This is a genomic window from Limnoraphis robusta BA-68 BA1, from assembly GCF_034932365.1.
GTDB classification, from domain to species: domain Bacteria; phylum Cyanobacteriota; class Cyanobacteriia; order Cyanobacteriales; family Microcoleaceae; genus Capilliphycus; species Capilliphycus robustus.
This window is the reverse complement of record NZ_JAYGHR010000087.1, coordinates 1-20,368: the sequence shown is the minus strand read 5'-3', so window position 1 is coordinate 20,368 and position 20,368 is coordinate 1. Positions and strand designations below refer to the sequence as shown.

Here is a 20,368-nt window from a genome sequence, read left to right as displayed (position 1 = left end):
GTTACACATTTTAAATATTCTATCTAGGGAAGATCGGAAAGTTAAACCGGAACTTAAAAACAGCGAAGGAATTTTCAAGCATTTTTGATTGGGGAATCAATCGATAAAATGTGATATAATTTTATAAATCAATAAAACGCACGATCAATAAATTTAACGATAATATACACAAGTTTGCCAAATTTAAGTTATGATCAATTGCATCATCCTGGAATCCGAAAGCCATCCCCATGAATAGAGCTGCCCAGATTGCCAGCATTATTAACCAACGTCAGCCTCTCGCCTTGAGAATCGAAAAAGTTGAGAAGAATCTTCGATCACTTTCCACTCAATTTGAACGTCTTCAAGAACACCGAAATCACCTTCTGACAACAGTTAATGATTCCTATGTAAGCGGAGATTTAAAAGAAATTGATTGCTCGTTAATTATCAGAAGTATTGAATCGGAATTGCTGGCTTTAAATCAACTCAAATCCCGTTTTTCTCGTAATACTCTCAATATTGGTGTAGTCGGACGAGCCGGACAAGGAAAAAGCCGTTTATTACAAAGTTTATCCGGTCTAACAACCTCGGAAATTCCCACAGGCGATCGCCAACATTGTACCGGAGTTCGCAGTACAATTTACCATAATCCCAGCGTTGATACTTATGGAGAAGTTTGGTTTCATACCGAGCGAAGTTTTTTACAAGAAATAATTGCCCCTTATTACGATAAACTTTATCTAGGAGCCAAACCTTTAAGTTTAGAAGAATTTGCCACCCAACCGCTTCCAGATTTACCGATAAACCTCTCTAAACAAGCCGAATGTGGGGCGATGTATGAACACTTGCGTCGATATCATACAAACCTCGAAAAATACCGTCATCTGTTTGGCGAACCTTCGCCCCGTCGCATTCCCAAGTCTCAAATTCGAGAATATATTGCTCAAGATGATCCCAGTGGAAATCGTGTTCATGTAAATTATTTAGCCGTTCGAGAAGCCAAAATTGTTTGTACTTTTCCCAACTCCGATGTCGGACAAATTGCTTTAATTGATATGCCGGGATTGGGTGATACTGGACTCGGAGATGAAGAACGATTAATCAAAACCCTCGGACAAGATGTGGATATTGTTTTATTCGTGAGAATGCCCCGACCTCCGAGAGAATATTGGGCAGATGTTGATGTTAAACTGTATGATATTGCCAGTTCTGCACTCACCGAACTTCCCATAAAACTTTGGTCATTTCTTGTTCTCAATCGTACAGATAATAATTCCTTAATTACCGACAACTCCCTCTATTGTCAAGACCTGGCAAATACTCGCGAAGAAAAGCATTTATATGTGGTCGATCATATTATTGCAAACTGTGCGGATGTAGAAACCGTCAACCAACAAATTCTAGAGCCAATTATCAACTATTTAGCGATTAAAATGTCGGCTTTAGATGCTGAATACGCCTCCTCAACTCAAGACCGTTTAATTCAACTGCAAAAGACCGTTTCTTCCGAACTCGAAAAAGCCGAAAAAGCCCTAGAACGAGTCACCGGACGCGACAATTGGTTTCCCTTATTTGTGACCTTATTTGATCGACTTTGGGAAGATTTAACCACAGGTTTAGAAGCCCTTTTGCGAGAACTCAGAGAACAACGGGATGTACAAGATGCCGACTTCAAGCAACAAGTAGAAAACACTATTAAAGCCTGTCGAGAAGATGCGGGTATTCCCACCGAAGCCGAAATTAATCGCAAGCGTGATGGTGTGGGCGGCTATCCCAACGCTTATTATGAATATCTCAACGAAGTTCGCTCCCATTTATCTCAACATTTTTTATCCCTAGATGAAGGGTTAAAACGAGGATTAGATCGGGTAAAATCTCAAGTCGCTCAAGTGTTAATAGAGCGGGGTCGTTTGGGCAGTTTAACCGAGAGTACCGGGGTAGAATTCCTGAAAAAAATTTCCGAACTGATTCCCGAAGAAATCGTCGAAAATAAACCCAGTGAATTGTGGCGAGGCTTTAAAATTTTAGCCGACTTTGAACTCTCCTATCGAGGTTTAATTCAACACCGAATCCGCCAACATCTTGATGATTTAACTCCCGATGAAACCTCCCTGCAACTTTCTCCTTCTCCCAACGCTCAAGAAGTCTTAAATTGTCTCAAATCTCTGCAAGCAGAAGCCGTTTATAAATGCGAACGAGCCTTAGATGATTTATTAGCCGAACCGAGTCAAGCCGGATTTGCTATCGTAGAAGAATTTATGGATCGAGTCTTGCGAGCGAAAGAAGTAAAAAATGAATGGCGTATTTTCTTAGAAGAAATTCGTCACGATGTTTGGCCTAACGAATTTGAACAGTTGGGAGAACGGACACGAACTCGACGAGAATGGATGGATTCTGTTGAACGAGCAACGGCAGCCAACCAGTTAAATTTAATGACGTTTTTGGATTAATTTAGGATACAAATGAAGGAACTTAAAATTACAATGCTCGGCCCCAGTGGAGTCGGTAAAACAACACTTCTCACCGCCATGTATGAGCAGTTTGAGAGTAATATAGGTTCGACGGATTTACAGCTAACTCCCGATGATGAAAGCTCGGCAATTTTGCAAGATAACTTAGTCGATCTCAAGAGTTTACTGGATGTATTTGAACCGAGAGGAAGAATGGGAATTCAAGGAACAGAAGCCATTTCTGGCCCCGATTCTTTGCGTTCTTTTACCTTTGGTTTGGGTCGAAAAGGAGAGAAACCTTCCTTACAACTGCGGTTTAGAGATTATCCGGGCGGCTATTTGGGAAGCAAAGCCTCCAAAGAAGAAAGAGAATTTGTCAGAACACTGTTGCGAGAATCTGTAGCGGTTTTAATTGCAATTGACGCTCCGGCCTTGATGGAAGATCCAAAAGGGATTTTGAACGAAAAAGTTAATCGACCCCAACAAATTAAAGACTTATTCAATGCCGCTTATCAAGGCTTAGATTCCCCCCGGTTGGTGATTTTTGCTCCAATCAAGTGCGAGAAATATTTAAAAGATGAAAAACAGTCAAAAGAGTTAATAGAACGGGTTAAAAAGAGTTATGAAAATTTAATTCAATATTTTGATTCTGAGAAAGTTAGCCCTTGGATAGCGAGTGTTATTACTCCCGTTCAAACGGTGGGAAGTGTGATCTTTTCTCGGGTTGAATACGATCAAAACAAAAATCCTCATTTCTACTTTCGGAAAACCCGACACGATGCTCAATATAGTCCGAAAGATAGCGAACAACCTCTCAGATATCTTTTGCGATTTTTGCTAAAATTGCATTTTGATGATCGTTCAAAAAGTTGGGGAATTTTTAACTTTTTGCGAGATTGGTTTAGCCGGGATGCTTACCTGAGAACCGCAGTTAAACAATTTGCTAATAGCTGTAAAACCAGCGAGGGTTTTGTGGTTTTGAAAGGTGAACAATGGTTAAAGATTTAAAATAGATGTAAACCGAGTTTGAAAATTTAGAGGAACAAACGATGACTATTTACATTTTGAGTCGAGGTCAAAAAGAAGATCAAGATTATTCTTGGTTTAAAATCAAAACAGAGAGTCTAATTCGTGAAACTCCACCGATTTTTAAAAGAGTACCTGTTGAAACCGTTATCGATCATCAAAAACCTTCCATGATTCTCGCCCGTCAAAATTCGGAATTTGTCTTACTTGTAACGGGATTAAAAGCCAGAGAAGAACGTGCAGATTTTATGGGGCGTTCTGTGAGAAATTCTATCGCTTGGGTTGATTATAACTCAGAAGAAGCCGAAAAAAAATTGCGTTCTCTCGCTATTCTGGCGTTAAAAAATGAACTAGAATTAGAAATTGATCGGGCTATTAACATCGGCGCAGAATACGGTTTTCAAGTTAATAAAAACGCAATTGAACAGTTAGCATCACCAGAAAAGATAGAATCACAGCCAGCAAAAACCGTTTGTAAACTGGGTAAAAATTCCTCCAAATTACGCCAAGAATTAGCTGAAGAACTGCAAAACTATTCTATTCCTTTAAGAGATGGTTTTTTGATCATTATCACGACCTTAAAAGCCAAATCTGCTTTAAGTCTGTCGGGAGTCTGGCGGGGTTTATCTGATAGAATAGAAAATGAAGAATGGGAAATTATCCCCCATAGCAATCAATTGTTAGCCTCTCCAACTTCTAGACTCATTCTGTCTAAACAAAAAAAAACAACGACTCAAGCCGCATTAACGATAGCGATAATCCTAGCAATTATACTGATTTCCCTAGCGATTTAAACTTTGCAAATTATCTGGATATTTTTGAAAAATTAACAAGTTTACAGGTAGAAAATTTATCTAATCTAGATCCTTTGATTCGGTTTCTGCTTTCCAAGTCACAGTTAGAAATTCAAGCGGCAAAGGGGAAATTAAACGCCGAAGAACGAGAGTTTATCCAGAAAATAGACAGTTTGTTAAAAGAACTGCAAAATTCTGTAAATCGGATTCAAACCAATCTTCAGGATTGGCAGGATTTTGACAATTTCTGATTTTGTCAGAATTAATTAAAACCGGACTTAAGTCATTATGAAATGAATCAAAAATCAAGAGTATTGGAGTCCAGCCAAAAATTTAAAGAAAACATTAATATTTGGGACTGTAGATCGACAGGTGAACGAGACAAAATAAGTAAAGACTAAATTCAGGGGAATTTGTTGCAATGTGCGATACCTTCGTTGCCTTAAGCGATGCTACCCTCAATGGGGATGTGATTTTTGGGAAAAATAGCGATCGCCCACAAGGAGAAATTCAAGATGTGGTGACAATTCCCGCGACGACTCATCCTCCCGGTGAATTAGTAGAATGTACCTATCTTTCTATTCCTCAAGTTAACCAAACATTAGCGGTAATATTATCAAAACCTCGCTGGATGTGGGGGGCGGAAATGGGTGCAAATGAGTGTGGAGTTGTCATCGGAAATGAAGCGGTTTGGACGACTGAACCTTATTATAGTGCGGGTTTGTTGGGGATGGATTTATTGCGACTCGCCCTAGAACGTTCCCCTACTGCCAGTTTAGCCCTAAATTGTATAGTAGAATTATTAGAACAATATGGACAAGGGGGAAACAGTGCCGAACATTTTGCCCTGATTTATCACAACTCATTTATAATAGCTGACCCGACAGAAGCATGGGTTTTAGAAACAGCAGGTCAATATTGGATAGCCGAACAGGTTACAAGCGGAACTCGTTCAATTTCTAATGATTTAAGTATCCGCAATCAAGGCGATTTACGACATCCTCAACTGATTCCTTACGCGATAGAAATGGGATGGTGCAAAGGAGAAAAAGATTTTGATTTTGCTCAGATTTTTTCCGAAGGTGGGGTACAGGTTCCCTCTCACGACTCGCGAGAAGGACGGGTTCAACTCTTGTGTCAACTTAACGAAGGTGAATTTACACTCGATACCGCTCAAGCCATTTTACGCGATCATAAAGGCAATGTTTGTATGCACGGCAAATTTGAAACCACCGGAAGTCAAATTTCTTCTCTCTCTTTAGACAGATGTGAACATTGGTTCATCGAACAGCCTCATCCCTGTGAACAAGAATACAAGCAGAAAACCTTTAGCAATACATTCGCACAGCTTTAGAAGAAAATCACAATTTACCAAAATTGCATAACTTCCACCCGGTTGCAAATAGAGGAGAGTGAACAGCAATAATTCATTCTCATACGGGGGAACTCTGCACTATGGTTTTGACACCTGACTCATCTGGATTACGTTTGATTGGTGATGCTAGTTCTGAAGATATTTCCATCACCTCTCAGCAGGCGACAGATTTTCCGGACGGTATTTTTATGCTAGAAGGAGATGATTCGGTTTTCGGTTCATCCTCAAATGACTTGATTTTTGGCAATCAAGGAGAAGACTTTATCGATGGAGGTTCTGGAGGAAATGATACTTTATATGGAGGTCAGGGTAAAGATGTTTTGACTGGCCTATTCGGTAATAATGTTTTGTTGGGTAACTTGGATAATGATCTCTTACTAGGAGGTGTGGGAAACGATCAACTCTTTGGGGGTCAAGGAGATGATTTGATAGGAGGACAGGGAGGGGGAAATGATACTTTATCAGGAGATTTAGGGCGAGATATGATCCTCGGAAGAGATAATCTATTCAGTGACACAAACCGTAAGCTTTATCTACTTCAGGCAGAACCCAATGTCTTTAATGTTAACAGAGCCGATCTAATTTTAAATTTTTTAGTGGGAGTCGATCAATTCGGCTTGACGGGAGGATTAACGGCTAATAATATTGCTTTAGAAGAAATCCAGGAGGTTTCAATTACAGTTAATTTAGATATCAATCAAGCGTTAGAAGATTCGGTAATTGTAGGAGATCAAACCTCAAGTATACTATTCTCGGGATATAATAGTAACGTTTCTGGAACCTTAATTCGAGAGGCATCTACGGGAACAATGATCGCTGTTGTTCCTAATGTAAGCCCAGAACAACTTCAAAATAGGTTTATAACGGTTTAATCGTTCGGAAATCAATTCAGGCTCTCCTAAAAACCAGGGGATCATTTCTTGAGCTTGACAAGCTAGAGGTCATTGTTTACAGTTGATGTACTGCTTAAAAATCTGAGGCGAAGCGTTAGGAAAAATGGTATGAGTGTGCTATCAAGATACTGGTTGTGGGTGAAAGTTGACAGTTTTGGGAAATGTAAAATTCAAGAAGTAGAAGCTGCAAAAGCTTTTGTTCTAGAACACTTTGGTAAACTAGATCATTCAGAGTGTCATGCTCAGATTCAACGTCAACTGGTACAATGGCATCAGAGTAAATTTTCTCAACTAGCAGAAGTTTGTCTGTGCTGTTTTATCTCTAATCAAATCCGAGATATTTGTCTAGAACTCGAAAACAAATTTGGTCAAAATCATAATTTTACTTCTGATGAAATTTTCCCTTTAGTTCTTGAATATGCTCCAAAAAGCCAAGCCCCAACGCTGCATCCTGAATCTCTTTATAGTCGCATTCTTCAAAACTTCGATCCAGAAAAAGGAACCCTCTCAACTTGGACAAATCCTGTTCTCAAAACGGATCAGAAAATTAAACAATTTCTCCTTGAACATGGGATTGAACAGATAACAGATTGGTTGATTTTGAATCGGACTTCTCCGGGAAAATTGCAACGTCTATTATCGGAGTTTCAACGCACTGATACCGAAATTGAAAATGCCTTGCAACTGCTCAATTCTTATCATAGTGTTTATCGAAACCAACTTTTAAATCAACGGCGATCTGCTTCCACTAAACCCTATCCGGCTCCAACTTTAGAGCAGTTGTCTGAAATGGCAAAATTGTTATCAAACGTTTGTGAATATTCTCCGGAAGAGATCTTAGAACAGTTGCAAAACTTAGCAAAACTCTTGCGACAAGAACGGATTTACCGCTTAACAAAAGGACAGGTTGAAATTCAGAAAATAGAAACTTTGGTTGAGGTTGATTTCCCTTGTAAAATAGACTCTGAAACCGAAAAACAAGAAGATTTTGCTGTTGCTTATCGTCAGCAGATTGAAGCTTGCTTAACTCATGCAGTCGGGCGAGTTATTCAAGGTCGTATTACCTATTATCAGGGTCAAAAAAACACTCTAAAAGCACAACAAAAAGCCCAAATAAAGACGGATAATTTTCTCAAAGCATTGCATTTATTTCATTGTCGCGAAATATCGATGAGTCAGATCGCTTATCAACTTCAGTTCAATGACCAAACAAATGTAACTCGTTTACTTCAATTAAAAGCATTACGCAACGATATCGGTCGAACAACTTTAAAATGCTTATGCGATCGCGTTTTTAAACTTGCACAAAATTATGTGAGTCCCGAGCAACTTTTAGACTTAGAATCAAAAGTACAAGATATTTTGGGAGAAGAAATTTCTAAAATTGTTAATCGCCACAGTCAAGAAGTTCAAACACCTTTAGAAAAACGGAAAGAGCGAAGTCAGCTTTCAAAACTAATCTGTGAATATCTCGATAAATCCTACAATTTTCAATGCTAAAATAGACTTTGTAGGAAAAAGCGATAAATTTAATCTATATTTTCACCAATTAGGAGGAATTAAAATGACAAGTTATATCACCGATTTAACTGATGACTTAATTGAATTTGCAGAAGAAGCCGAAATCATCTCACTCAATTCAGAAAAGATTGACCAAGCTTTAGAACTCAGTCAACAGCTTAACAAATCAACTCAGCAATGGCAAATTTATTTACAGCTATTAGCATTGTTTGGCTTTGAAGATTGGTTGAAAAAACGGGAACCTGAGCTAACGATTATTGTAGAAAAAGCTTCCGTTATGCAACCTGCTTATGCTAATATTTTAGATGTTGTTTGTCACTTACAAGTTGGAGAGTTTAAAGTCTGTTTGATTCCGACAAATTACTGGAGTGATTCGGAAGTAAATGTTCCTAGAGCTATCCTTGATTTACCCGAATTTACAGCCCATTTTTATGTGATCGTGGGAATAGACGAAAGCTTAGAAGTTGCGGCAATTTTAGGATTTATACGTTACGATCAACTCAACTCCTATCACCCTCAATTACAACCTCAAATTGACTGGACTTATTCCTTACAGAAGGAATGGTTTAACCCCCAACCTGATGAGTTGCTGCTGTATTTGCAATGTTTAAAACCTGCAACAATTCCCTTACCTGCTATCCCCTCAACTCGCCAAGCAGAACTCTCTCAAATTCGTGACGAACTCGCTACTCAATTGCTACAATTGCAATCTCGTCCCTTATGGAATAGCCTCAGTTGGGAACAAGGATCTGTGCTATTAACCCATCCGGAATTACTCAACTGGTTGCATCATTCTAATTCAGAAAATACCCCACAACAAACGACTTATTTATCCGATTTATTACAAATTCTCACTCAACAAGCCCTTAATGTCGGACAATGGTTGCAGTCTCAAGTCAATGAACTCGCACAAGAACTATCATGGCAACCATTACCTATGGGAGTTTTTCGGCAAAACCTAACATCATCATCTCCTTTTGAAGCAAATATTTTTAATGAAATTCGAGATAATTTTGGGGTAGAAATTCCTGAAGAAGCGGTTGGTGCTTATCAAGATATCCTCAATAAAATACGGTTATATCCACTCAGTTGGTCACTGGCAGATTCCCAGGAAGAATGGACATTATTTTTGATTGTCACTCCTATTCCCGGTCAACCCTCTTTACCTGAAATTGAGTTAAGAATTAGCGATCAAACCGGAATCTTAGCAGAAGAAAAACTCGATTCTCAACACAATCAAAGTTACTTGTTAGCACAAATAGAAGGAACCTATGATGAAAAATTCCTCGTAACTATTACGACAACAGATGGAGAAATACAAGTTTCTCGATTATTTGAATATCGCAATTCACCCAACTCAGAGATTATTAATTAACTGACAACATGAACCGCACCGCATTTAAGCTGAGAATTCGTCAAATTGCTTCTTTATGCGATTTTGAACTCTCTTGGGGAAAAGGACAAATACTCACGAGTCAGCTAGAATATTCTCCAGAATTAATCGAACTTTATAAACAGTGGAAAAACGCCTATCTTAATTATTATCAACACCTGCGGGGAAGGGTGAAAAAAATTGTCAAGATCACCCCTTCTTCTCAAGATTGGCGTTCTTCTCTTGTGCAAGCACAAGCCAAATTATTAGATCGATTTCATCACTGGTTATTGAGTCCTGAATTGGCTGCTATCCGCCGTCAAATTGCTCAAACTGCGATTCATTCTGAAACCGGAGGAGTCGATGTATTTTTGACTTGTACTCCGTTAGAATTAGCACGGCTTCCTTGGGAAACGTGGGAAATCGGCACAGATTTAGGTACAGTTGGAAAAATTCGGATTGCTCGTACACCGAATAATATTCTTTGTGAATCTGTACATCCACTGCGTCGAAAAATTCGAGTTTTAGCTATTCTTGGCGAAGATAACCGACTCAATTTTACGGGAGATTGGGAAATTCTTCAACAAAAGTTGAGTAATATTGCTGAGATTCGATTAGATAAAGAGTGGAAAAAAGATGAGGAAAAAGACGAAAATATCGAAGCGATTTTGTCTATAATGTATCAAGCAATAGCTGATAAACGAGGTTGGGATATTCTATTCTTTGCCGGACATAGTAATGAAACTGAACTCACCGGAGGCGAAATTAGTATTGCACCCAAACTTTCCATTTCTATTCGTGAAATTGAACCCGCACTCAGACAAGCCAAACAAAATGGACTTCAATTTGCTATTTTTAACTCTTGCAATGGAATTAATATTGCTGAATCCCTGATTAATTTAGGACTCAATCAAGTTGTAGTCATGCGCGAACCGATTCATAATCAAGTTGCAGGTGAATTTCTTCAGCAATTTTTACAAAGCTTGAGTGAGTTTAAAGACGCCCATGAAGCGATGCAGGATGCTTGTGAGTTTTTGCAACAGCAAGAAAAGCGAATTCACTATCCTTCAGCGTATCTCATCCCATCTATTTTTCGTCATCCTGAAGCTGAGTTATTTCGCTTGAAACAACAGGGATGGAAACTTTGGCTACCCAGTTCTCTGGAAGCTTTCTCTCTGTTAACCATTGTGATTTTCAGTTTATTAATACCCGTACAAGAAAAATTACTTGAATTTAGACTCTTTGCACAAGCAATTTATCGTTTTCTGATACAGCCCGAGTTTATCTCACCTCTAGAACAAAAATCCCCCGTACTCATTGTACAAGTCGATCGGGAATCCATCAAAGCTTCCCCAGAAAAATTCCAAGAAATTTGTCCGATTAATTATAGTTATTTAGCTAAACTTATTACTCGACTGTCTCAGCTAAAAGCACATACTATCGGAATTGATTATATTTTAGATCAAGACCAAAAACAGCCTGAAAATACAGATAAACTTGCTCAAGCAGTTAGAAATAGCATCCAACAAAATACTTGGTTTGTCTTTGGTGCGGTTGAAAATGAAGAACCTCAATTGGGAGTTAGCGATCGCATTGCGAGTCTCAATTGGAGTTTAGAAGGAGATATTTATTTTTTTCCTCAATATCTCGAACTTTTACCGAATCACGGTAGTTGTGTAGAAAGTTGTCCATTTTCCTATCTTTTAGCGCTGATTCATCAGCTTAAGGCTGACACAAATTTTGCTGATTTCCTGCAACCGAACTTACAAAACGAGCAGTTTTTGCGTGCGACATTATTGAAAAGTTTAGAAACAGTTGATTTGGATAAAAAAACTCAGAAAATTTACAACCTAAAGCTTCCCTTAACCGCAAGTTTTTTTCAATGGCTGCATCCTATTATTGATTATTCTTTTCCACCGACTCAAGTTTATGAAACGATTTCCGCCCAGAATTTACTAACAGGTCAAGTTCCCCCCTATATTGATGAACAAGTTATTATTATTGCACCCGGAGGTCATCCAGAAGCGGGATTAAACTGTCAAGGAAAAGATAATTTTTCTCTCCCACTAGCCGTGAAATTTTGGGGGAGAGACACAGACCGTATAACGGGTGGAGAAATCCATGCTTATATGGTTCATCATATATTGAGACAGCGATTTGTGGTTGCCATTCCTGATGCGTGGATGATAGGATTAGCAGCAATCTTTGGAAAAGGGACTCTGTTATTTCTGGGAGAAAACCTTCATCAGCGAAAATACTGGATTAGAGTTTTAAAAGGTGCTACAGTTGTTTATATATTAGTTGGGTTGCAAATCTATATGTCTCCAGGGATACTGATTCCCTATTTTTTTCCACTTGTCGTTTTTTGGACTTATGTAAGTAGAGGACAATCGAACGATGACCAATAAAAAGTTAATCTCGACTCTTTTAATTACGACCGGAATCTTGATAGTTTTTTCTTCCATTTTACCTTTGAAAGCACAAACTTTTTTTGCTTCAAGTAGCCAAAAACGTCAATCTGAATCCATAGAATTACCCGATCACTTTACCGGACCTTTATTTTTCCTCCAACGCAAGAAAGAGCCGGGGGGCGGTCGAGGACCAATTTGTCCCATTGCGCCTAAAACTTGGGTTGATAGCAATAATGAAAACGCTGCTTTAGAACCCGTAAAAGTTGTCAGTTCTCAACCGCTTTTTTTCTGGAAAAGCAATGGAGAAAATGCGACAAAAATTGAAGTATTTGAAGAATCAGAAATCATCAAAGATCCGATTTGGAAAGCTGATATTCCCAACGGAAAGACGCATATTTTGTATCAAGGTGAACCCTTAAAACCCGGAAAAGTTTACTACTGGAGATTGACAGCCATCGGACCGAAGAAGCAAACCTATTTTCAAGTTATACCAGAGCAAAACCGCATTCAGGAAGAATTAAAAAAGCTAGAAAATCAACTTCAGTCTCAAGGAGCCTCTGTTGAAGAAATTTCTTTAGAAAAAGCTCACTATTTAGCCAAACAAGGATGGTGGTCAGATGCTTTACGAGAAATTTTTTCTGTAGCCAATCCTTCCGTCGAGTTAAAACAAAGTATTCAACAAGTTCTTGCTCATAACTTTTGCGAAGATTAAATTAGATAACGATTGGCTGAACGGGAAATTATTACCAAATCAGCCAATTGAACCTACTCTGAAATCTCAAAGGAAATAGACAAAGTTGCTATATCCGTCGTACTTAACTGTCCACTGGACGAACCCGAACTTCGCTCCCGTAAATCATTAAATAACTTACTCATAAAATCAAGTCCTCTATCTTTTCCTTTATCTGTTCTTTCTTCTTGAAGTGAAACAGTCCCTTCATTTTGATTCAGTTCACTGGCTAGAGAGCGTAACATATTCATCGTTTGACTCATCGGATCACGGCTGACAATGATTAAAGCTTCCCCCCTTACAATTTCAACGGCTTGTAAGGTTTCACTCTGTTGAATTTGATTCGGTAAAAGTTGCATTTCCTCATCAGAAATCTCACCCGCTCCCGGAAAAGTAATGTAAAGCCCACCTTGAGAATCAACTACCATCATCAGCACATAAAGCGTACTCAGTCCGTAGTTTTTTACATGAAATTGAAAGGGTTGCTTCAATTTAAGTTGAGCGATTGAGCTTTCAAAATCATCTTCACTGTTTGCTTTTTGGGTGCGGGTTCGTGCTAAAATTTGATTAGGTTGATCAACTAAACGAACAGAGGCATCAACTGCTAACTGAGAAGACTGAGCATTGAGAGTTGTTTTAACTAAACGAACAACCAAAAATGCTTTTAATTTTGCCTCTAAACGATTAATTGCAGCCAGAATACTTTCACCGGGTTCACCAAAAGATTTAGGAATTGGATTGAGTTCTGGGGTGAATAAACCTAAACTTCCTATGGGAGGTAAATCCGTCAATTCTTGAGACTGTAATTGTTGTTGAATATCAGCAGTTATCCGGCTAAAAATATAGTCAACTCCACCGGGATAGGGAATATCTCCCCTCTGCATGGGAATAACTTTTAAGCGCTTAATGTTAGAAATTGCGCGTTCAACGGTTTTGCTGTCTGAAGCAATAGAAATATCAAGTCCAATGCGTAAGTTTAAATCTGTGGGAACTGTGCGGCTTTTTTCACGCAATAATGTTCCCGGTTGGAGAGACGCAGGCGTTGGTTTTTGCCAAGTCGCTTCTCCCACTAATCCCTGACGTTTTTCTAAACGAATTTCATCCCCCGTAGACTGATTATTTTCATCTAAAATCGAAAAAACTGAACCCGACGAAAAGGCTTCTAAACTGTTTTCATCGAGTCCTCCCAACCAAAGCGTCGCTCCATTATTCTGAACGTTTGTAACTACTGCATCGGTTGGCGGTGCTGTAATCTTTTGAAAATAAACAGGTTTATTTTCAGTCCCATCCGCAAGCGGATTCTGTCTGGATTTCCTCCTAATCGAACGACGAACTTGAGTAATTGTTCGTTCAACAGTAGACTGTTCTTGCCAAAGATATTGAGTCATAAAATAAGTAAAAGCTCCCGCATGAAAGTCACCAAAATCAGCATCTATCGCCTCTTCATCCGCTCTGGCTGAAGCAATTACAACCCCTTTTCGCGCTCTACAACGACGGCGAAAAAATTCTTCTTGAGACCATTGAAGTTGAGTTAATAAACTTTGCTGATAATCGAGTTCTTCAAAAACAAGTCTTGCATTTTTTGAGACAGAACGCACTCGATGAATTCCCCTTGTTCCTCCGCCAGAATAACAACTATCTAGCACCGCAGTCACATTTTCCGTTTTCAAAAGAGACATTAATAAAAACAATGTTCGTCCCATAATATCGGGGGCTGAATCGGTATCAGCCACAACAAACGTGCTATTTGCGGGATTACTTTGAGCAGGAATTGGATTATTTGGACAGTCTTGAATTGGGTTTGGGTCCATCTGTTGAGAACCATGACCCGAAAAGTGAAAAACGACTACATCGCCTGGTTGAGCTTGTTTAATTAAGTGTTCTTCAAATGCAGTTAAAATATTACTTCGGGTCGGTTTTTGATCGTTTGAATCTGTTGTCAGCCGAATAATATCTTGAGGATTGAAACCAAAACGATGAATTAAAAGTTCCTGCTGTAAATCAACATCAGTGACACAACCTTTGAGATTTGGCCAAGAGCGATAATCATTAATTCCAACTAAAAGTGCCAGTTTGCGAGGGGTATCTTGAGCGATAACTTTACCATAGCGATTGCTTTTTTGTTGAAGATTATAAGCGTTGAGTCCGAGAGTGGCTAAAGTCGTAGAACCTGTCAGTTCTAGGAAGCGACGGCGCCTAATCATAAACCTATTCCCCTATTTTAAAAGTTTAAAATTCAGTTGTTATTGAGCCTCACCAATGAGTGTAAACGCCGCCCAAAATTGGGGTTGTTCGGAATATTTTTCGGCTAAAGTTAGCATCGCTTGACGCAAAGCTTGAGCTTTGTCAGGATTGGCTTTGAGGTTTTGATAAAATGCTGTCATTAATTCAGCCGTCGGTTGATCTTTAACATTCCACAGCGAAACAATTAAACTCGGTACACCCGCAGCAATAAACGCACGAGATAAACCCAGAACACCATCTCCTGTAATTTCTCCACCTCCGGTACTACAAGCACTTAAAACCACTAATTCCGCATTTAATTTTAGGTCAAGAATTTCTCTAGAAGTGAGAAAGCCATCGAAGTTTAAAAGCTTTTTGGGAGGATTTGCTAAATAAGAAATTATATCAACCCAATAGCTTTCAGTCAAGTTTTTGGTCTTCAATAAACAGTTAGAATTGTTTGTAGAATTCTCAGGGATTGATGTATCGGGCGCCAAAGCAATTGCTCCGGGTATTCCCAAACCAAAATTATCCAGTAGTCCATGAGTTGCCAGATGAATAATTCGACTGGAAGGCATTTTTCTTAATACAGCAGCTTTGGTGGCGTCATCTTTGAGTAAAGGTTCAGTCTGAAAAATCCGAGCAATTTCTCTAGCTTCTGTTTCCGCACCCGGAAGATCGCTTAACTGTTCGCCTCGGGTATCACTTAACTGAGCGGTGATTTCCTCTGCGGAAAGATTGGTTTGTGATGGCACGGTTGGCATCGTGGGATTGCCTACAATTAATATATCCTGACCTGATACTTTTTGGCGCTGTTGTTGAGTCAGTTCTAAGATTTGAATTGCAGGTGCAGTGAGAATTGTATGTTTTTGAATTAAATAGTTATTTTCAGCATCTTTTAACGCCGGAAAAGGAACTAAAAATAGCTCACCTTGCGGAATGAAAATAACTCGTTCATTTTCATCAGTGGGTAACAGTTCGGCAATGGGTTCGATCAAAAGTTGATGGAGTTGTTGTAAATTTTGTTGGGGTGTAGATGAGTCTATCGAACTCTCTTGGTTCTCTACAAATTGTAAGGCTTGACGCTCTACTCCTATCGATTGACGGCTGATTTGAACTAATCCCGAAAGAGAGGTTTTTTGTTGCCAAAGGGGTCGGAGATTGGTTTGACGAAATTCGACTTCACCTGTCGGTTTGATTACCCAAATATACAGTTCGGATTCTTTGGATTGAACTCGACCGTCAAGTTGAACTTGCTCGTAGAGAATTGAATACTGTACTAAGGTTGCATTTTGAGTTTTAGCAATTTGTTGAATTTTTGCCAGATCGGGTAATGTAAATGTGGATTGATTATATCGTTCTGACAGAAGTTCAACTAAAGGTCTGGCACGTCCTCGTTCGGAAACTTCTAATGCAGTCTCTATTTTATTCTGATAAATTAGGGCTTGTTGTAATCTAGAATAGGTCGAAACTTGGGTATCAAAAATCGAAATTTTTTGCGTGTCGCTCAAGTCGGTTCGTAGCGGTTCTAGAACTTTCAACGCCTTCCATAATGTTTGTTCTGCTTCCGCATATTTTGCCTGTCTATTGTAGACTGAGGCGATCAAATTTAACGTAAATCCTTCGCCAGCTTTGTCACCTGCTTCTTGATAAATTAATAAAGATTGTTGCAGTAACTCTAGAGCTTTATCGTAGCTCAGTCGATTGATATAAACCTCTCCTAAATTAGCTAATATCGCCGCTTCTCCAGCCCGATTTTCTAATCGCTGCTGAAGAACAAGACCGATTTGATATGATTCTAATGCCTCCATCCATTGCCCCTGTTCTTGTTGGATGCGACCAATACTGCTTAAGGCGATTGCTTCTAGTTGTTGAATCTCTGATTGTTCAGCAAGGGCTAAAACCTGCTGATTAAAATTCAACGCTTCATCGTATTTTCCCTGTTGTGTATAAATATTTCCAATGTCGTTTAAAGCCCGTCCTTCTAGAAAAGTATTTTCAATTTCTCGGGCAATCTCTAACGCTAGTTGATGGTATTGTAAAGCTTGATCATCTTGTCCTATACTATTATAAAAGTAACCAATATTACTGAAAATATTGGTTTGGAGTTCTGGGTTATTAATGGCTTGAGCCGTTGCGATCGCGTTTTGATGAAGTTGAGCAACTTGAGCATATTCTCCCAAGCTATTATAAACACTCCCGAGATGGGTTTGAGTTTGGGCTAGTTCAGCCGGATCGGCAATCTCTTGATAAATGATTAAAGCCTGTTTATGAGCCTCTAGTGCTTCGGTAAATTTGCCGAGATTTTTGTAAGCTACTCCCAAGTTATTGAGCGCTTTTGCTTCGATTTTTCGGTCGGAAGCTTCCTGAGCAAGAGCTATTGCTTGGCGAGAATAATCAATTACTTGATTGTATTTTTCTCTCTGATTATACAGTTCGCCGAGATTGTTTAGAATTTCTCCTTCAACAACCTTTTCATTGAGTTGTAGATTTTTATCCTCATCTTCTTCCAGTGTGATTCGAGTTTGATTGGGTTCTCGAACCGCTTGCAAAGCTTTTTGAAAAGCTTCTAAAGCTTGTTTATAATCCGACTTTTGTTTATAAATTTCTCCGATTTGGTTAAGGGAATTTCCAGCTTCTATCCCATCGCCTAGCTCTTGAGAAATATTCAAGGTCTGAGCGTATTGCGCTAAGGCTACGTCATAGTATTTTAAATCATTAGCAATACTTGCAGTTTGATTTAATGCTCGGATTGTAATCAAGTCATTTTCAAGCTTAGATGCCGATCCTATACTGATACCAAATAATTTAAATGCTCTGTCGGATTGTCTCAAGTTGTAGTAATAGTTGCCCAGGTTATAAGCTTCATTCATTAAGTTGGCTAGCTTTTTCTTCTGACCGGGTTGAATAATTTGATTGAACAGGAAAGCCACGCCAAAATTAGCGAGAGTATTGGCAAATAACTTTGGAAAATCAACAAAGACTTGTTTAACGTTACCGCCAACCAATACTGTGGTAAAGAAGTTTTCTATTATGAGGGATTCATTTATGGCCTCTAAGAAACTAGATACAAAGGATTTTTCAAACGCCGCGAAAGTTAATAAAATCTTCTTCAAATCTTTTGACATCTGGTTAATCATAAAATCTTCAACCTCCGGCCATTTTTGAAAATCCCCTTGCAGTTGACCGAGTTGAAAGTTAGAGATTGTACTATCGAGATCGCAAAATTCGTTAGACGTTATCGGTTTTAATTCAGACTTGAAGTTAAGTTCTTCATCAAGTTGGTACTGGATGGTTTGAGCTTGTGCAACTGAAGTTCTAAAACCCCAACCCAGGGGCAAGACAATTGAAGGAACAGAAATCAAAAAACTTCCCAAAATGACTTTGCCTACGGTGATAATTTTATACACGATTGAATTCCCTAATCAAAGCGATCATTGAATGATTGTTGGTTGACAGATGTTCGGAAGCTGTTATGAATTGACTATAAAAACTCTAGCAAGTATTCGATGGATTTTCAATCCGGAAATGATAGAATCGCCGCCAACAGGGGCAACCGTATCCCTTTATTGCTCAATTAGCTCTCGATGGGGTATGAATATGTCAAAATCTAGGGTGATATTATTCAACCCCTAGTTACCGATTGATTACCCCGATGACATCAACCCAAACCTCAACTTCCCTCGTTGATTTTTTAGGCTCAGAAATTGTACCCGACGCCGAAACCGCCCAGATTGCCATTTTACCGATTCCTTTTGAAGCAACAACCAGTTACCGCAAAGGCTGTCAAAACGGCCCAGAAGCCCTATTAGATGCCTCTCATCAGCTTGAATGCTACGATGACGAACTCCAGTGCGAAGTCTGTTTTGCAGTGGGAATTTACACCCATTCTCCCATCGCTGATACTCGCAGCCAAACGGTTTCTTCTGAACAAATGCTGCAAGTTACCCAACAAACCGTTTATGATTTGGCAAGTTCCGGTAAATTTGTGATTGCCTTGGGCGGTGAACATAGTATTACCGCAGGAGTCGTTGCCGGGTATCAACAACTGTCCGATGAACCGTTTACCGTCGTTCAAATTGACGCTCATGGCGACTTACGCTATGAATATGAAGGGACAATCCACAATCATGCTTGTGTGATGCGGCGAGTCGTTGAGATGGGACTACCCACAGTTCAAGTGGGAATTCGCAGTTTGTGTCTCGAAGAAGCCAATTTAATCAAAGAAAAACAACTCCCCATATTTTGGGCGCGAGACATCGCCACTCAACCTGACTGGATCGAAAAAGCGATCGCCGCAATTCCCACAAAACGAGTCTTTCTCACGATAGACTTAGATGGAATTGACCCTAGTTCCATGCCCGGAGTCGGCACACCCGAACCGGGAGGATTGAGTTGGTATGGTTTACTGGCGTTTTTGCGGCGTTTATTTACCACTCATACTGTTATTGGCTGTGATGTCATGGAGTTGGCGCCTGTAGCAGATTGTGTGGTTTCTGAATTTACATCCGCAAAACTGACTTATAAATTAATTGGATATCATGCCCTAGCGACAGGTTTACTCCAGTAGAGATTTTTAATGCAATTGTTGTGATTCTCCCCCACTTCCCCCGCCTCCCCTGTCACGAATTAGGGGATTTTCAGATTGTGAGTTAAAGTAGGGGTTAGAGCATCGGTCTACTGAAACGAGTACGTGCTGGTTTATTGTTGTGATAGAGATTTGGCAATACGTCTAAACATGAAGGGTACTGCAATTAATAGTTATGCTCCTGATTTTGAACTGCCTGGAGTAGATGGCGAGGTGCATCATTTAGCTCGATATTTAGAGAGGTATAGGGCAGTTGCTGTGATTTTCATGTCGAACCAATGCTCTAGTGTGCTTTTGTATCTTGAGCGTCTCAAACAGCTTCAACAGGAGTATGCGGATCAAGGTGTCACTCTGGTGGGGATTAACGCCAATGATGCGATCCGATCTCCAGAAGACAATTTTGAGAAAATGAAGGAATTTGCCCAAGGCAATCACCTGAATTTTCCCTATATTCGGGACGTGACTCAAGATGTCGCGAATTGCTTTGGGGCGCGTGTCATTCCAGAAGCCTTCTTACTGGATCAACAGGGCATTATTTGTTATCGTGGCCAAATTGATGATAACCCAGACTCAGCCGAGTCAATCAGTAGGCCCTATCTCAAACAGGCGATCGCCCAATTGCTTCAGGGAGAAGTGATCGAACCTTCGATCACCGAAGCCGTGGGTGAGTCAATTCAGTGGCGATAATTAACCGAGAGTCGGTGAACGGGACTCAGGAGAAGTCGGCAGCAAAGCGGCAGGTTCGAGTGGCTGATCGGGCTGAGTGAAAAAAAGCTGAAAGCAGAGATGCGCTTTCTGGTATCTTATTGTGAAGGCAATGCTCGCCCAAATCAAATCATCATCCTTTTTAGGGATGTTTTAACATCCAACAGCTTGTTACCAAAAATTGCCGCACACGCCCCTACCTTTTAGGTATGGGGATATAAGGCTCTTTCAAATGCTATAATAACTCTACTGGCAGGGTATTCAACCAGTTGAAAAACCCAGCATCTAATCGATGCAA

At 39.6% G+C, this 20,368-nt stretch carries 14 protein-coding genes; 12 read left to right on the top strand and 2 right to left on the bottom strand.

What is annotated here, in order from left to right; all coding sequences use genetic code 11:
* The first annotated feature begins 230 nt into the window (after window positions 1-230).
* The 10 genes from VB836_RS25480 to VB836_RS25435 all read left to right on the top strand — a co-directional run bounded on the left by VB836_RS25480 (window position 231) and on the right by VB836_RS25435 (window position 12,536).
* Window positions 231-2,432, top strand: coding sequence for a hypothetical protein (locus tag VB836_RS25480; RefSeq protein ID WP_323223714.1), 2,202 nt, complete (start codon window positions 231-233; stop codon window positions 2,430-2,432).
* 12 nt (window positions 2,433-2,444) lie between these two features.
* A complete protein-coding gene (locus VB836_RS25475) occupies window positions 2,445-3,440 on the top strand; it encodes a hypothetical protein (protein ID WP_323223712.1) in 996 nt (331 codons plus the stop codon).
* 41 nt (window positions 3,441-3,481) lie between these two features.
* Entirely contained in the window at window positions 3,482-4,252 is a 771-nt protein-coding gene (locus VB836_RS25470) for a hypothetical protein (protein ID WP_323223710.1), read from the top strand.
* A gap of 74 nt (window positions 4,253-4,326) precedes the next feature.
* The gene (locus VB836_RS25465; protein ID WP_323223708.1) at window positions 4,327-4,503 is read left to right on the top strand and encodes a hypothetical protein; all 177 of its coding nucleotides are present in this window, start codon (window positions 4,327-4,329) and stop codon (window positions 4,501-4,503) included.
* A 170-nt stretch (window positions 4,504-4,673) separates the two neighbouring features.
* Window positions 4,674-5,606, top strand: coding sequence for a C69 family dipeptidase (locus VB836_RS25460; RefSeq protein ID WP_323223706.1), 933 nt, complete (start codon window positions 4,674-4,676; stop codon window positions 5,604-5,606).
* Window positions 5,607-5,707: 101 nt separating this feature from the next.
* A complete protein-coding gene (locus VB836_RS25455; RefSeq protein ID WP_323223704.1) occupies window positions 5,708-6,499 on the top strand; it encodes a calcium-binding protein in 792 nt (263 codons plus the stop codon).
* Window positions 6,500-6,628: 129 nt separating this feature from the next.
* On the top strand, window positions 6,629-8,020 hold the full coding sequence (locus VB836_RS25450) for a hypothetical protein (protein ID WP_323223702.1): 1,392 nt from the start codon (window positions 6,629-6,631) through the stop codon (window positions 8,018-8,020).
* A gap of 64 nt (window positions 8,021-8,084) precedes the next feature.
* Entirely contained in the window at window positions 8,085-9,416 is a 1,332-nt protein-coding gene (locus VB836_RS25445) for a DUF1822 family protein (RefSeq protein ID WP_323223699.1), read from the top strand.
* 8 nt (window positions 9,417-9,424) lie between these two features.
* Entirely contained in the window at window positions 9,425-11,821 is a 2,397-nt protein-coding gene (locus VB836_RS25440) for a CHASE2 domain-containing protein (RefSeq protein WP_323223697.1), read from the top strand.
* Window positions 11,811-12,536 (top strand): hypothetical protein, encoded by a 726-nt coding sequence (locus VB836_RS25435; protein ID WP_323223695.1) that lies wholly within the window; start codon window positions 11,811-11,813, stop codon window positions 12,534-12,536. The genes VB836_RS25440 and VB836_RS25435 overlap by 11 nt, the downstream gene beginning before the upstream one ends.
* A gap of 53 nt (window positions 12,537-12,589) precedes the next feature.
* Here the strand turns inward: VB836_RS25435 and VB836_RS25430 are convergent, their stop codons facing one another.
* Both VB836_RS25430 and VB836_RS25425 read right to left on the bottom strand, forming a co-directional pair.
* Window positions 12,590-14,758, bottom strand: coding sequence for a caspase family protein (locus VB836_RS25430; RefSeq protein WP_323223693.1), 2,169 nt, complete (start codon window positions 14,756-14,758; stop codon window positions 12,590-12,592).
* A gap of 39 nt (window positions 14,759-14,797) precedes the next feature.
* A complete protein-coding gene (locus tag VB836_RS25425; RefSeq protein ID WP_323223691.1) occupies window positions 14,798-18,187 on the bottom strand; it encodes a CHAT domain-containing tetratricopeptide repeat protein in 3,390 nt (1,129 codons plus the stop codon).
* A gap of 245 nt (window positions 18,188-18,432) precedes the next feature.
* Between VB836_RS25425 and speB the strand changes: the two genes are divergently transcribed.
* Together speB and VB836_RS25415 are read left to right on the top strand one after the other, a co-directional pair.
* A complete protein-coding gene (speB, locus tag VB836_RS25420; RefSeq protein ID WP_323223689.1) occupies window positions 18,433-19,347 on the top strand; it encodes an agmatinase in 915 nt (304 codons plus the stop codon).
* Between the two features lie 168 nt (window positions 19,348-19,515).
* Window positions 19,516-20,052, top strand: a complete 537-nt coding sequence (locus VB836_RS25415) for a thioredoxin family protein (protein ID WP_323223687.1) — start codon at window positions 19,516-19,518, stop codon at window positions 20,050-20,052.
* Window positions 20,053-20,368: the final 316 nt, after the last annotated feature.